At 64.1% G+C, this 13,621-nt stretch carries 12 protein-coding genes and 1 pseudogene; 2 read left to right on the top strand and 11 right to left on the bottom strand.

Going from position 1 to position 13,621, the window contains the following annotated elements:
• Positions 1 to 119 precede the first annotated feature (119 nt).
• The 10 genes and pseudogenes from ESZ60_RS14965 to epmA all read right to left on the bottom strand — a co-directional run.
• Positions 120 to 497: pseudogene (locus ESZ60_RS14965) on the bottom strand (transposase); the annotation flags it as partial.
• 348 nt (positions 498 to 845) lie between these two features.
• Positions 846 to 1,229, bottom strand: a complete 384-nt coding sequence (locus tag ESZ60_RS14960; protein ID WP_134681539.1) for a RidA family protein — start codon at positions 1,227 to 1,229, stop codon at positions 846 to 848.
• A 2-nt stretch (positions 1,230 to 1,231) separates the two neighbouring features.
• Positions 1,232 to 1,873, bottom strand: coding sequence for a TetR family transcriptional regulator C-terminal domain-containing protein (locus ESZ60_RS14955; RefSeq protein ID WP_134681534.1), 642 nt, complete (start codon positions 1,871 to 1,873; stop codon positions 1,232 to 1,234).
• Between the two features lie 67 nt (positions 1,874 to 1,940).
• The gene (locus ESZ60_RS14950) at positions 1,941 to 2,954 is read right to left on the bottom strand and encodes an ABC transporter substrate-binding protein (RefSeq protein WP_134681533.1); all 1,014 of its coding nucleotides are present in this window, start codon (positions 2,952 to 2,954) and stop codon (positions 1,941 to 1,943) included.
• Between the two features lie 31 nt (positions 2,955 to 2,985).
• Positions 2,986 to 4,365 (bottom strand): FAD-binding oxidoreductase, encoded by a 1,380-nt coding sequence (locus ESZ60_RS14945; RefSeq protein ID WP_134681532.1) that lies wholly within the window; start codon positions 4,363 to 4,365, stop codon positions 2,986 to 2,988.
• Positions 4,359 to 5,522, bottom strand: coding sequence for an amidohydrolase family protein (locus tag ESZ60_RS14940; RefSeq protein ID WP_134681531.1), 1,164 nt, complete (start codon positions 5,520 to 5,522; stop codon positions 4,359 to 4,361). Before ESZ60_RS14940 ends, ESZ60_RS14945 begins: the two co-directional genes overlap by 7 nt.
• A 3-nt stretch (positions 5,523 to 5,525) precedes the next feature.
• The gene (locus tag ESZ60_RS14935) at positions 5,526 to 6,386 is read right to left on the bottom strand and encodes an ABC transporter permease (protein WP_134681530.1); all 861 of its coding nucleotides are present in this window, start codon (positions 6,384 to 6,386) and stop codon (positions 5,526 to 5,528) included.
• Positions 6,367 to 7,146 carry an ABC transporter ATP-binding protein gene (locus ESZ60_RS14930; protein ID WP_342365242.1) on the bottom strand — a complete coding sequence of 260 codons (780 nt, stop codon included), beginning with the start codon at positions 7,144 to 7,146 and terminating at the stop codon, positions 6,367 to 6,369. Before ESZ60_RS14930 ends, ESZ60_RS14935 begins: the two co-directional genes overlap by 20 nt.
• A 2-nt stretch (positions 7,147 to 7,148) precedes the next feature.
• On the bottom strand, positions 7,149 to 7,949 hold the full coding sequence (locus ESZ60_RS14925) for a creatininase family protein (protein ID WP_134681529.1): 801 nt from the start codon (positions 7,947 to 7,949) through the stop codon (positions 7,149 to 7,151).
• Positions 7,950 to 8,134: 185 nt separating this feature from the next.
• On the bottom strand, positions 8,135 to 9,181 hold the full coding sequence (epmA, locus tag ESZ60_RS14920; protein WP_134681528.1) for an EF-P lysine aminoacylase EpmA: 1,047 nt from the start codon (positions 9,179 to 9,181) through the stop codon (positions 8,135 to 8,137).
• A gap of 137 nt (positions 9,182 to 9,318) precedes the next feature.
• Here epmA and efp point away from each other — a divergent pair, with 137 nt between their 5' ends.
• Entirely contained in the window at positions 9,319 to 9,885 is a 567-nt protein-coding gene (gene efp, locus ESZ60_RS14915; protein WP_134681527.1) for an elongation factor P, read from the top strand.
• A 54-nt stretch (positions 9,886 to 9,939) separates the two neighbouring features.
• Here the strand turns inward: efp and mprF are convergent, their stop codons facing one another.
• The gene (gene mprF / locus ESZ60_RS14910; protein WP_134681526.1) at positions 9,940 to 12,570 is read right to left on the bottom strand and encodes a bifunctional lysylphosphatidylglycerol flippase/synthetase MprF; all 2,631 of its coding nucleotides are present in this window, start codon (positions 12,568 to 12,570) and stop codon (positions 9,940 to 9,942) included.
• Between the two features lie 279 nt (positions 12,571 to 12,849).
• Between mprF and ESZ60_RS14905 the strand changes: the two genes are divergently transcribed.
• Entirely contained in the window at positions 12,850 to 13,617 is a 768-nt protein-coding gene (locus ESZ60_RS14905) for an SDR family NAD(P)-dependent oxidoreductase (protein ID WP_134681525.1), read from the top strand.
• The last annotated feature ends 4 nt before the right edge of the window (positions 13,618 to 13,621 follow it).

Here is a 13,621-nt window from a genome sequence, read left to right as displayed (position 1 = left end):
GCCTGACGAAGCACAGCCATGATCTGCGGTTCCGTGAAACGGCTCTTTCTCATTCGAATCTCCTCAGCTCACGCTACGAGAAAATTCTACTTATGCAGCCCCTTAACCATGGGGAGGATTACCACCTCCTGCCATGCCCGGCGCCAAGCCGGGGCGATCGAGGCGTATTTCCCCACCCATTTCTCTTCGAAGGCATCGAGTTCGACCTCGGCCCTGTCGGCGGTCGGGGCGCTGTAAATCCGGCGCAGATCGGCGGCCACGGCCTTGCGGTCCTTCCAGGAGCAGAAGTTCAGGCGATGGCGAACCAGATGCAGTGAGCCAGCGAAGGCGCCATCGGTCCGAGCCCACTGGCGAACGCAGGTCTGGATCATGGTCTCAGGAAAGGCGGCGGTGATGGCCTCAGGGAAGCCCTTCAGCCCATCGACGACCGCGATCAGGATGTCCTGCAGCCCTCGGTTCTTCAGTTCGTTCATCACCGAAAGCCAGAACTTGGCGCCGTGGTCGGGCAAAACAGTCCCCCGGACTGTTTTCTGTTCCTCCTCACTCCATACCGTCGATCCGGGTCTGGCCTTTCTTCACCAGCTCCGGCTCGAAGCTGCTGTCGCGGTCAGGCACTTGAGCGAAAGACGGCCCTCGGCACAAGGGGGAGGGGGCCGAGCTTCATCTCTGGTCATTCGGGAACCCGATTGGGTATGGATGCGACCAGCTCGGCGATTCTGGCCCGTCGTTTCAGTCGCAATGCGGCGAGAGTGGCGGCCACTAAGGCTAAGAATCAGGCGGCAGGGCTTGGCCGCCGTGTCATCCGCCCCGCCTGGACCTGCCACAAATATGCCAAGTCGTCGCGCCTATCGGGGCGGGAGCGCAATCGCCTCGATTTCAACGAGAAATTCGGGACGGGTGAAACCCGACACAATGAGCAATGTCGAGGCCGGCTTCACCGCCAGATCCGCGAGCATGCGATCGCGCACGGCCATATAGCCCGCCATGTCCTCGCGTCGGGTGACAAAGGCGGTGAATCGAAGCACATGGCTGAAATCCAGTGCCGCCTCGGCAAGGATCGCGCGGATATTCTCGAAGCAGAGTTCGGCCTGAGCAGAGACGCCGTCGGGGATGGTGCCGTCCGCGGCCAGCGCCAGCTGTCCGGAGGTAACGGCAATCGGCCCCGCTGAGATGCCATGGGAATAATTTCCGAACGGGGCTGCGATGGTGGCGGGATTGAGCGCGCGCATCGTCACCCTGCCGATCCGCCGGAATGGCCGTCGAGCAGGCCGCAGCGCCCGAGGAACAATGCGGTGGCTTCGGTGACGATCCGCTCCTCGTCGAGGCGGTTCTCGGACGGGGCTTCCATCAGACGCCGGACCTGGGTCTCGTATTCGGCATAATGCTGGGTCACCGCCCAGAGGTTCATCAGGAAGATCAGCGGGTCGAGCGCGGGGACCTTGCCGGAGGAAACCCAGCCGCGGATCACCGACATGGCCTCATCGACGGATTCGCGCAGTGGTCCCCAGTGAGGACCAAGCTCGGGTCCGCCCCTCGCGATCTCGCGGGAAAACAGGCGGGCCACCTCGGGATGGTCGATGGAATGGCGGATCTTGCGCCGGACATAGTCCGAGATCACGGTTTTCGGGTCATCGGGGACTTCGGCCGAAAGAAAGAAGATCTCGCTCCATTGCGCGCAGATATCGCCCAGAACCTGCTGATAAAGTTCTTCTTTCGAGGTGATGTAATAATGCAGCTGGGCCTTGGTGATGCCGGCGGCCTGCGCAATGGCCTGCGTCGACGTGCCTTCCAGCCCGTTGCGGGAGAACTCGCGCATAGCGGCAAGGTGAATCTTGTCCCGGATCTCGGCGCGCTTCTGCTTGATCGTGCTCATTACAATCTTCTTTTGCCCGGAGAGGGTGACGGACCCGGCGAAACAGGTGCCGGGTCCGGATTTGCGATCAGTTTTGCGGAAGCTGGTCGCGGATTTCCATGCCCTTGCCCTGGTTCACGAAGCGCAGGTCGGCAACCTTGGCCAGATCGACGGCGTCCTTCTCGATCAGCCCGGCGGCCACGGCGATATCCCGGAAAGAGGCCAGCCGTTCGGGGGTCATCGCCCCGATGCCCTTCTCGAGCGCATCGCCGCTGTCGATAATCCCCAGGTCAAGAAGCTGGCCCACCTCGGCATCCAGCTTTTGCCGGGTCATTTCGGGATTGGCGGCCATGATCGCCTCATAGGCCTTGGTCCGGTCGCCATAGAGGAAATTGTACCAGCCCTCGATCGAGGCGTCGACGAAGCGCTGCACCAGTTCCGGGTCTTCGTCGATCAGCTGCTGGCGGGTCTCGATGGTGCTGGCATAGGTCGACCAGCCCTGATCGGCGAGCAGAAAGACATCGACCGGCGCGCCCTCGGCCTGGGCATAAAGCGGTTCGGCGGTGGCGTAGGACTGCTGCACCAGCGTCTTGTCCTGCAGGAACTGCGCGAGATTGTAGTTATAGGGGCGGACCTGCTCGTCGCGGAAGCCATGCGCGTCGACCATCCATTTCCAGTATGAGAACTGGCCGTCCTTGGCCAGCAGCACGCTGGGGGCCTGAGCCATCTCGTCGAAGCTGGCATAGACGCCCTTATGGGCCATGATCGCCTGCGGATCCTTCTGGTAGAAGGCCGCGACGACCGTGGTCGGGATGCCGTTGCGGACATTATCAAAGGACAGGAGCAGATTGCCGGCCTGCAGGAAATCGAGCCTCCCGGCCGAAAGCATCGGGCGGTTGTTGACCTGCGGACCGCCCGGCACGATCTCGACGGCAAGGCCGTATTTCTCGTAGGTGCCATCGGCCAGCGCCTGATAGAACCCGCCATGCCCGCCCTGAGCCAGCCAGTTCGTGCCGAACTTGACCTCGTCAAGCGCCAAGGACGCAGTCGCGCTCAGCGATGCGGCCAGCGCGAGGAGCAGGGTCTTACCATTATGTATCATCGCTTTGTCTTTCCTGAGGAGGTCAGCGGGGTCAATCCGCAAGGGCCATCTCGGCTTTCCAGCCGCGGGTCTTGCCGGGATTCATCAGGCCGTAGGGATCGGCGCGTTTCTTGAACTCGATCTGGCTGTCGTCGATCGTCTTCATGCCGCCATCCTCGATGGTGACGACATGGGGGTCGAAGATGGTGCAGCCATCGGCTTCGAGCTCGGCGATCAGCTGGTACATCGCGTCCTTGCCGCGATAGCGCACCAATGGCAGGGCAAAGATCTGCACGCGGCCCTTTTCGCGGGCCATTTCGTGATGCCAGATCATCTCGTCGCCATGGCGCTCAAGCTGGCGCATCGCCAGTGCGGGGTCAAAGGGATGCGGATAGGCGACCTGCAGATAGGTCCAGCCCTTGTCCACCTTGAGCGCCTGGAGCGTGGTGTGGTTCCAGCCAAGCTCATAGGCGGGCTGCAGCCCGGCCCGGTGGATTTCTTCCATGCTCAGCGCGAAAGAGATCTGCCCGTCCTTGGCCCCGGCCGCGGCGCGGAACCGCTCCAGATCCTGCGGCGCCACCATGGCAAAGACCGCGTCGTGATCCTCGGGGAAGTGCTCCTTGAGCTTTCGGTAGAAGGGCGCGAAGCGCCGCTCGACCGGCGTCAGGACATAAAGATCCAGGCCCTCGTCCTGCACGGTGATCGAGAAATCCAGCGCGCGGTCGTAACCGTCGAAAAGGGCCGCGACATGGATCCAGTCGGTGGCGGGGGCGAGTGCCAGCCCGACCTCGACCAGGATGCCATTGGTGCCATAGGCGTGCTGGACCTTGTGGACGTCGCGACCGCGCAGCTCGATGACCTTGGGCTCGGGCTCAAGGGTGATGATCTTGGCATAGGTGACATTGCCGTCGTCGCGCAGCGTGCCATTGCGGAACGACCCGATCCCGCCCGAGCCGCCGGCGATGAAGCCGCCGATGGTCGCGAGCGCGCGGGTCGAGGGATACATCAAGAGCGCCTGACCCGTCTCGTGAACGGCATCGTCAAGGCGCGAGATCCGTGCGCCGGCCTCGACCCGGACATGACCCTCGGTGATTTCAAGCACCCGGTCCAGCCGCGTCATGTCGAGAATGACCCCGCCCTCGAGCGGCACGCATTGGCCGTAATTCCCCGTGCCGCCGCCGCGCAGGGTCAGAGGCAGCCGATGGCGCGCGACGGCCGCGGCGACGCGGATCAGGTCCTCTTGCGTGGTCGGCATGACGATCAACTCGCCCCGGCAATCGGCGAGTTGATCGTTCAGGATGGGGCTATACCAGAAATAGTCGCGCGAGCGCAGTTCCAGCGCCTTTTCGTCGTCATAGACGCGGATCCCGTCAAGTTCCGCCTTGAGCGCGGCAATCGCGGCCGCGCGCGATGCGGGGGCTTGGTTCAGCATGGGTTTCCTCCAATAAGGGGGGCAATCGGGTTGCCGCCGCGCCAGACGGTGCGCGCGCAGGCGGCCCGGCTGACCATCTCGTCAAGCGAGGCGGCGTGGAAATGGATGAAATCGGCGGGTGCGCCTTCGGTCAGGCCGGGGCCGGGGGCCACGGCATCAAGCCATTGGCCTGGATCGAGATGGCCGAGCAAGACCCCCAGCCGAAAGGTTTCGGCCATGTCGTAATCGCCCCAGGGATGAAAGCCGTCGCGAACATTGTCCGAGGCAATGGCCAGATTGACCCCGGCGGCGCGGGCCTCTTTCAGCGGCGCGATGCCGCGCAATCTGGGGGTGCCCGGCCCATCGGCGTCCTGCAGCCAGGCATTGCAGGCCGGCAAGATGATCAACTCGATCCCGGCCTCTGCGGCGCGTCCGAGAAGGCGCGTGACCTCGGCCGCGGGCCGGATCGACAAGGCGCAGGCATGGCCGCAAGTCACGCGCCCCCCCATTTTGCGACGCAAGGCTTCGCTGACGATGGCGTCAAAGCCCCGCGCCTCGGGGTCGAGGCCTTCGTCCACGTGGAAGTCCAGCGCCAAGTCATGGCGTTCGGCAAGCTCGAAAACCTCTGCGATTTTGGCAGCAAGATCCTGATTGCGATAAACGAATGCCCCGAGGATGCCTCCCGTCGCCGCGACCGTGCGGGCGATTTCTTCGCCATGCAGGGAAAACAGATCCAAGGGGGTCAACGCGGCCAGTTCCAGATCGACCCGCCCGCGCCAGGCGCAAGCCAGATCGGAAAGCACCCGCCAGGCCACGGGCGTTTCGGCGCCTTGCCAATCGACATGGCTGCGCATCCGAGCCGTCCCATGGGCATGAGCGCGCGCCAGACCGGCCAGGGCGCGGCTGCGAATGTCGTCCTCAGTCCAGCGCGCGGCATCCTCGGCCATCATCGCGATGGCGTCGTTGAGCGAGCCTGCCAGCCGCGGCATCCGGTCCGCGGTAAAGGTCTTGTCAAGGTGGACATGGCGATCAACGAAAAGCGGCGTCACGAGACCGCCACCCGTTCTTTCGGAGGGGGTGATCCGGGCAACCTGGCCATCTGCCAGCGTCAGATCCCAATGCCCGGCCCGTCCGGCAAGGCTGACGCCATGAAATTCGGACTGTATTCTCTGCAGCATGGCTCAGCTTTGGCGCTTGATTTCGCTCTCGTGCCAATGGCCCAGAACCCGGGTCGAAAGGAACGAGGTCACGAGAAAGATCACGATGCCGAGCGCCGAAACCAGAAAGAGCGCGGCGAACATCAGCGGGATCTCGTTGCGGAAACTGGCTTCGAGGATGCGCGAGGCCAGGCCGGTATTCTGCCCGGCCGTGCCCGCGACGAATTCCGCGACCACCGCGCCGATCAGCGAGAGCCCGCCCGCGATCTTCAGTGCGGCCATGAAATAGGGCAGGGCCGTCGGGATCAGCAGGTAGCGCAGCCGCTGCCAGGGCGAGGCACGATAAAGCGTGAAGAGATCGCGCAGGTTGTGATCGGCGCTGCGCAGCCCGATCGCGGTATTCGACAGGATCGGAAAGAAGGCCACGATCCAGGCGCAGATCAGCAGGGCCCAGAACGTGTCGGGGACATAGATCAGGATCAGCGGCGCGATGGCGACGATCGGCGTCACTTGCAGGATGACGGCAAAGGGGAAAAGGCTCATTTCGATCGGTCGCCAAAGGGCAAAGACCATGCCCAGGGTGACGCCTCCGACCACCGCGAGCGTCAGGGACAGCAGGGTCAGCTTGACCGTGAACCAGGCGCTGCCCATGAGCGAGCCGAAATTCGTGACCAGGGTCTTGGCGATCAGGCTGGGGGCCGGGATCAGGTAATGCGGGATCTCATTGTACCAGACCAGGAATTCCCAAAGCAGCAGCGCGGAGACGATGGCGCAGATCGGCAGCAGGATGCGCAGCCGCCGCTCGCGCCTTTCGCGCACGGAAACCGGGTCGAGGCCCGGGCCGGGCACGTCCAGAAGGGTGGGATCAATGGTTGAGGTCGACATGGTCCATGGTCCCTTCAAGTGCCTCGGTCACGCGGCGGCAGGTCTCGGCATAAGCTGCGGTGGTGCGGTAATGCGCGTCGCGCGGCCCCTCGGGCATGGCGAGATCATGGACCACGCGGCCCGGCCGCGAGCCCATGACGACGACGCGGCTCGACAGGTAGACGCTTTCAAAGACCGAATGGGTCACAAAGACCACCGTCAGGCCCTGCTTTCGCCAAAGTTCGAGAACGTCGTTATTGAGCTTGAACCGCGTCATCTCGTCCAACGCGGCAAAGGGCTCGTCCATCAAGAGCAGGCGCGGCTTCGTGACCATGGCCCGCGCGATCGAGACGCGCATCTTCATCCCGCCGGAAAGCTCGCGCGGGTATGAGGTTTCGAATTTCGCGAGCCCCACCATGTCGAGCGCCTCGCGCACCCGCCGGGCGGCCTCGGCCTTGCCGATCCCGGCGAGTTTCAGGGGCAGCAGGACATTGTCAAAGACGCTGGCCCAGGGCATCAGCGTGGCGTCCTGGAAGACGAAGCTTACATCGTCGCGGCCCTTGCCTGCGGGCTTGCCATTCACGGTGATCTGCCCGGCCGTCGGCTCGAGCAGGCCCGCGATCATGCGCAGAGCGGTGGACTTGCCGCAGCCCGAGGGGCCGAGAAAGCTCACGAACTCGCCCGGGCGAATGTCGAGGTTCATGTCGCTGAGCGCCAGCGTGCCATTGCCAAAGCGCTTCTCGACATGGGCGAGGGTGATCTGGGCCGGTGTCGTCATCATGCTTACCATTCGGGAGAGGAATCTAGCCAAGACAGTGGCATACGGTCGATATCCTTGAAAATTTCGACGAGCCGCCGACTGGCATGGTCCAAAGTTTCATGGCCCTTTTCGGCGGTTGCCAGATGGGCCTCGCCGCAGGCCCCGGCCGGGTTCAGGTCCTGGATCATCCAGCCCGGTCTGGCCGGACCGGACAGCGCGATCGAGGGGTGGCTGGCACGCAAATCCTGCGCGCGCGAGCGGAAATCCCGGGCCTTTGACATGTCCACGTTCTGCGGATCCAGCGCCAGCATGACCGAGGTTTCCATGTCGCCGGCATGGATCCCATAGCCCAGTTCTGTCTCGGAATATGTGCCCTCGGGCATGCCCGCGCCGAACCAATTGAGCGAAAACACCATCATCCGATGCGCGACGCGCAATTCACGCGTGACGATGTCCATGGCCGGAATATTGCCGCCATGTCCGTTCAGAAGCACCAGCTTGCGCACGCCCGAGCGGGCCACGCAGGCGCCGATCTCGGTCCAGACCCGGATCAGCGTATCCGCGGACAACGTCAGCGTGCCGGGAAAGCCTAGATGCTCATTGCTCTTGGTCACTGCCTGGGTCGGCAGGAAGGTCACCGGGCTTTCGGCGGGCAGGTCGCGGATCAGCCGGTCGCGGATGCCTTCGACCGAGCATGTATCCACCGACAGGGGCAAATGGGGTCCGTGTTGCTCGATCGCGCCCAGAGGCAGGACCGCGATCATGCGGTCGCGATCCAGCCGCGAGAATTCGAGGCTCGAATGATTGGCCCAATATCGTTTCATCTGCCCTCGAATTCGCGCCATGAGGCGCTTTGTCGCATCTTTTGGTGGGCCTTACCAAGTGATCAAACCAAATGGTATGGATTTTTGACAGGAATGCGACAAAAAGTTGCGGAAAGATCCGACGGCCTGATTATTGACCAGCCGATCAAGAAAATTCCGCATCCTCTGCATGGGCCGATCGCGGGTCAGGCAGGGACAGGGGTCCAGAGGATCTCGTCGATGCGGGGTGCACCCGTGGCCAGCATCACCAGCCGGTCGAAACCCAGCGCGCAGCCCGAGGCGGGCGGCATGAAGGCCAGCGCGTCAAGGAAATCTTCATCGAGCGGATAGCGTTCGCCATAGACGCGCTGTTTCTCATCCATCTCCAGAAGAAAGCGGCGGCGCTGTTCCGAAGGATCGGTCAATTCGCCAAAGCCATTCGCAAGTTCGACGCCACAGGCGTAAAGTTCGAAACGCTCGGCCTCGCGCGGGTCATCCGCAGTTCTTCGCGCAAGTGCGGCCTCGGCTGCGGGGTAGCGGTCAAGGATCACCGGGCGACCATGGCCCAGATGGGGCTCGACCTTTTCCACCAATATGCGCGACAGCATGTCGGACCAGCCATCATCCGGCCCGAGCCGGATGCCTTGCGCCTCGGCCTGCGCGCGCAATGCAGCCGCATCGGTCTCGGCGCCGTCGCAGGTGGCGAGCAGATCGATACCGGCATGGCGCTGAAAGGCCTCGGCCACGCTCATCACCTCGGGCGGGGCAAGGGGGTTGCAGCTTGCGCCCCGGTGATAGAGGGTTTCGGCACCCGCGGCCTCGGCGGCCAGCCGCAGATATTGTGCGCAATCGTTGAAGAGTTCCCGGTAATCCTCACCCGCGCGATACCATTCCAGCATGGTGAACTCGGGATGATGCGTCGCGGTGCGCTCGCGGTTGCGCCAGACATGGCTGAAGGCGAAGATGCGCTCTTCACCGGCGGCGAGCAGTTTCTTCATCGCGAATTCGGGGCTGGTATGAAGATACATCCGTTGCCCGACCCCATCATTGCCGATCATCTCGGTGGCAAAGCCGTGCAGATGTGCCTCATTGCCGGGGCTATAGACCAGCGCGGCTGGATCGACCTCGATGAAATCCTGCGCGCCCAGCCAGTCGCGGATCGCTGCCTGCATTCTGTTTCGGGCCAAAAGCAGCGGGCGGCGTCCGGCATGGCGTTCGCGGTCCCACCAGGGACTGGTTTGGGGCGATGTCATCGCAGACACTCCTTCGGTTCGGCATTTCGCGGGACTGGCTGGCATTCTGCGGCGGAAAGAGTTATGGGAGCCACCATAATTCGCCGGCCTTTCACGGTCGGCTTCCCGCTATCCGAAAAGCACGCAAGGAACCAGCCTTGAAAGTCATCGCATCCAGCCTTCGCAAGGGCAATGTCGTCGAAATCGACGGCCGTCTTCATGTCGTCCTGACGGCCACCAACTTCCATCCCGGCAAGGGCACGCCGACGACGCAGGTCGATCTGCGCCGCATCTCGGACGGCAACAAGGTGTCGGAGCGGTGGAAGACCACCGAGCAGGTCGAGCGCGCCCATGTCGATGAGCGCGCCTACAACTTCCTCTACGAGGATGGCGAAGGCTTCCACTTCATGGAGCCGGAAAGCTACGAGCAAGTCACCGTTTCCCCCGATGTTGTGGGCGACGACAAGGTCTTCCTCGAGGATGGCATCAGCGTCTTCCTGCAGGTGCATAACGGCGTCGCGATCGCCATTGAACTTCCGCAAAAAGTCACCGTCGAGGTCGTCGAGACCGAACCGGTCGTCAAGGGCCAGACTGCCTCGTCCAGCTACAAGCCGGCGATGGCGCATAACGGCGTGCGCATCATGGTTCCGCCCCATATCGGCGTCGGTACCAAGGTCATCATTAATACGGCCGACCTGACCTATGTCGAGCGGGCCAAGTCCTGATCCATCGGGTCACCCGAAACTGAAAAGGGGCGCTTCGGCGCCCCTTCGCATATCTCACTGAGGCTCGCGAACGGCGCTTCCGGCGCCCGGCTGACGCGCGATCAGGCGCGCGGCATCGGCCAGCGGCAGCAGTGGCGGCATCGAGGTCGGAGTTGCCAGGTAATGCGGCGTCCAGTTCGGATCGAACTTGTCCTTGAAGGCCCGCAGCCCCTCGAATTTGTAAAAGCTGCCGCCATGACGAAAGATCAGCGATCCGAAGCGGTCCCAGACCCGGCGTGAGCGGTTCGGATCCAGTCCCGCCAGCGGCGCCATGCCGAGCGAGAATGCCCGATAGCCGCGCTCCTTCAGGGCGAGCATCAAGGCCGTGAACATGAACTCCATCGTGCCGCCCGGCGCATCGCGGCGATGCCGCATCAGGTCGATCGAGGCAATCTGCTTGCGCTCGGTCGTCATGATATTGCCAAAGGCGACCACCTTGCCCTCCCGGCGGATCAATGCCAGTGCCCAGCGATTAAGCCATTCCGGGTCGAAGCGACCGACCGAGAAGCCCTTTTCGCGCGACTTCTTGGCCTCGAGCCATTCATCCGAGATCCCGCGCAGCTCTTCCATCAGCGCGGGGGCATGGGGCGGCATGGTGATCTCGAGGCTCAGCCCATCCCGTCCGGCGCGGGCATAGGTCGTCCGCAGACGCTTGCGCCTTGGCCCCTCGAGCGAAAATTCGCCCAGATCGACCAGGGCGTCCTCGCCCATCTTGTGCAGCGTCATGCCCAGATCGAGCATCAGCGGAACGTCATCCGGCCCGACCTCGTAAAAGATCGGCCGCGCTCCGGCGCGCCTTGCGGCATCGACAAAGCTATAGGCGACTTCTTCGCAGGCTTCGCTCTCGCCGACCGGCGGGCCGTAGGAGATCCAAGACGATCCGGCGACGCCGAACATCAGGAAGGCGGCTTCGTTATCCGAAAGCATCACCGCCTTGTCGCCCGTCAGCACGAAATTGGCATCGGGATAGGTGCCCTGCAGGGCGATGCGGCCCGCGACCGACAGGCTGTGCGCATCGGGCGGTTCGGGGCGGAAACGCGGGATGCGCAGCAACAGGAACAACGCCCCGAGCCCGACCATCAACCCGGCCAGCAAAGCCGCGCGCAGGGCCCGCGGCGCGCGCTCATCCGTGGCGAACTGCCACCACAATTCATTGTGGTAGGGCGTTTCCTTATGGGCAAAGAACAGCACGAAGCCAAAGCCCGCAATCGCTGCGACCATCAGCGCGATCCAGCCCGGAGTCAGTGCCGAATGGGTCAGCAGCGAGCGGCGGTGGAATGCGCGGCGGAACGGCATGAGGATCACCACCCCCAGCAGAAGGGCGCCGGCCTGGCCCGGCTCGACGCCTTCGAAAATCGCAAAACCCGCGCCGGTCAGCATCGCGGCCACGGTCAGCCAAAAGGCTCCGAGGCTGCGCCTGACGACACCGAGCGACAGGACGATGAGCCCGGCGCCAAGGGCGCTGGTCAGCAGGTTCGACCCTTCGATGAAGGCCAGCGGAAAGATCGATTCCGCGAGTTCGGCCGCGTCGGTGATCGGGGGTACCAGCGCCGAAAGGCTCATCCACAATCCCGAGCCAAAGACCATCACGGCAAGCAGCAGCGGTGCGAGCGGCGAGACCGCGCGCAGCGCCGGCTCGATCGTGGCGAGGGCGCGACCCAGCGCCGTGCGGGGTCTGCGACTGCCCAAAAGCTGCCAGCCTTCGTAGAGCGCCAGTAGGATCAGCGCGAGACCGAAGGGCACCAGATAATAGATGATCCGGAACAGCAGCAAGGCGGCGGCGACATTGTCTATCGGCACGCCCGCCGGCATGGCGGCGATAACGATGCTTTCGAACACCCCCACGCCGCCGGGGACATGGCTGATGACCCCCGCCATGGTCGCCGCGGCAAAGACCGCAAGAAAGGTCGCAAAACCCATGCCGCTCTCGGGCAGCAGGATATAAAGCGTCAGGGCGGAAAAGCAGATATCCCCCAGGCAGATCAGCAATTGCGTTCCCAGCACCGGCAGGCTGGGCGCGTCGAGCGAAAAGCGTCCGATCCGCAATTCGCGGCGGGTGATCGCGGCCCAGAGCAGCGGGCCAAGCACGGCGCAGATGGCCGCGATCGCCAGCAGGCGGATCGTCGGTTCGGGCAAGGGCAGGATCGGCCCCAGCGCGCCCGGATGCATCCCAAGCGCCGCAAAGCCGATCAGCGAGGCCGCGATCCCAAAGGAGGCGGCGGTAAAGGTCGAGATGGCCGCGATATCATAGCCGTCCAGCCCAAGGCCGGAATAGACCCGCCAACGCACCGCCGCGCCCGAGATCGCCGAAAGCCCGATGGTGTTTCCGAATGCATAGGCCATCAGCCCCCCGGTCATCGCGACCGGCAAGGGCAGGGGCTTGCCGATATGGCGCAGCGCCGACCAGTCATATCCCGCAAGGAAAAGGTAGCCCGCAATGGTGGTCAGCAAGGCGAGCCCGGTCACATGCCAGGGGGTCGCGCGGATCTGGGCCGCAACCTCGTGGATATTGACCTCGGCCAGAAGCCGGTTCAGGGCATAGAGCCCGCCGCCGAACAGCAGGATGGCAACGATATAGGGCATGAACTGCCGCCAGAGACTGGGGCGGGACAGTTCGATCTCGGTCTGGCTCGGCCCGGAGGGCATGTTCGGCAGGCTCGCTTTTGTTTCCGTCGTCTTGCCGTGCGGGAAAATTCCGGCGCGACAAGCTGCAGGTTCCTTAGTGCAGCCGGACGGCGCGCGAAAGATGGGCCTCGCGTCATATCGCTCGCGCGCGAAGGCGCGTTGCCGTCATGCCGATATCCAGCCGCATCGGCTGCGACCGAACGTCGCGCCCGCGCAAGGCTTGCCAGCCCCCCATCGCTCGCCCATCCTCGCCCAGGGAACCGGCGCAGCGACGCGGCGCGCCGGATGGGAGGGAATTGGATGCAGGTCGAAGACCGGGTATTTTTGATCACGGGCGGAGGCTCGGGCCTAGGCGCGGCTGCCGCAAGAATGGCCGTCGCGGCCGGGGGGCGGGTGTTTCTTCTGGATGTGAATGCCGAGGCGGGCGAGGCGCTGGCGGATGAGCTGGGCAATGCCGCGCATTTTCTGCGCTGCGACGTGACCTCGGCCAGCGAAGGCGAGAATGCGATCCGCGCGGCGGTCACGGCCTTTGGCCGCATCGATGTGGCGGTGAATTGCGCCGGGGTGGCTCCGGGCGAACGTGTCCTTGGCCGCGACGGCCCGCATGCGCTGGACAGTTTCAGCCGCGCGGTTCAGGTCAATCTGATCGGCAGTTTCAATGTCATGCGTCTTGCCGCCGCCGCCATGGCCGCGAATCCGCCGGGGCCTGCGGGCGAGCGGGGGGTGATAGTCAACACCGCCTCGATCGCGGCTTTCGACGGCCAGATCGGGCAGGTCGCCTATGCCGCTTCGAAAGGCGGCGTCGCCGCCATGACGCTCCCCGCCGCGCGCGAACTGGCGCGGCACGGCATCCGGGTCATGACGATCGCCCCGGGCCTTTTTGCCACGCCGATGATGGCCGGTCTGCCGCAGGAGGTGCAGGACAGCTTGGGCGGCACGGTGCCTTTTCCGCCGCGACTGGGCGATCCGGCCGAATATGCGGCGCTGTTGCGCCATATCGTCGAAAATCCGATGCTGAACGGCGAGGTCATCCGGCTGGATGGCGCGCTGCGCATGGCACCCAAATGAGCGG

It is taken from the genome of Paracoccus ravus, from assembly GCF_004522175.1.
GTDB lineage: Bacteria > Pseudomonadota > Alphaproteobacteria > Rhodobacterales > Rhodobacteraceae > Paracoccus > Paracoccus ravus.
The sequence above is the reverse complement of the archived record's forward strand: the minus strand, read 5'-3'. Positions and strand labels throughout refer to the sequence as shown.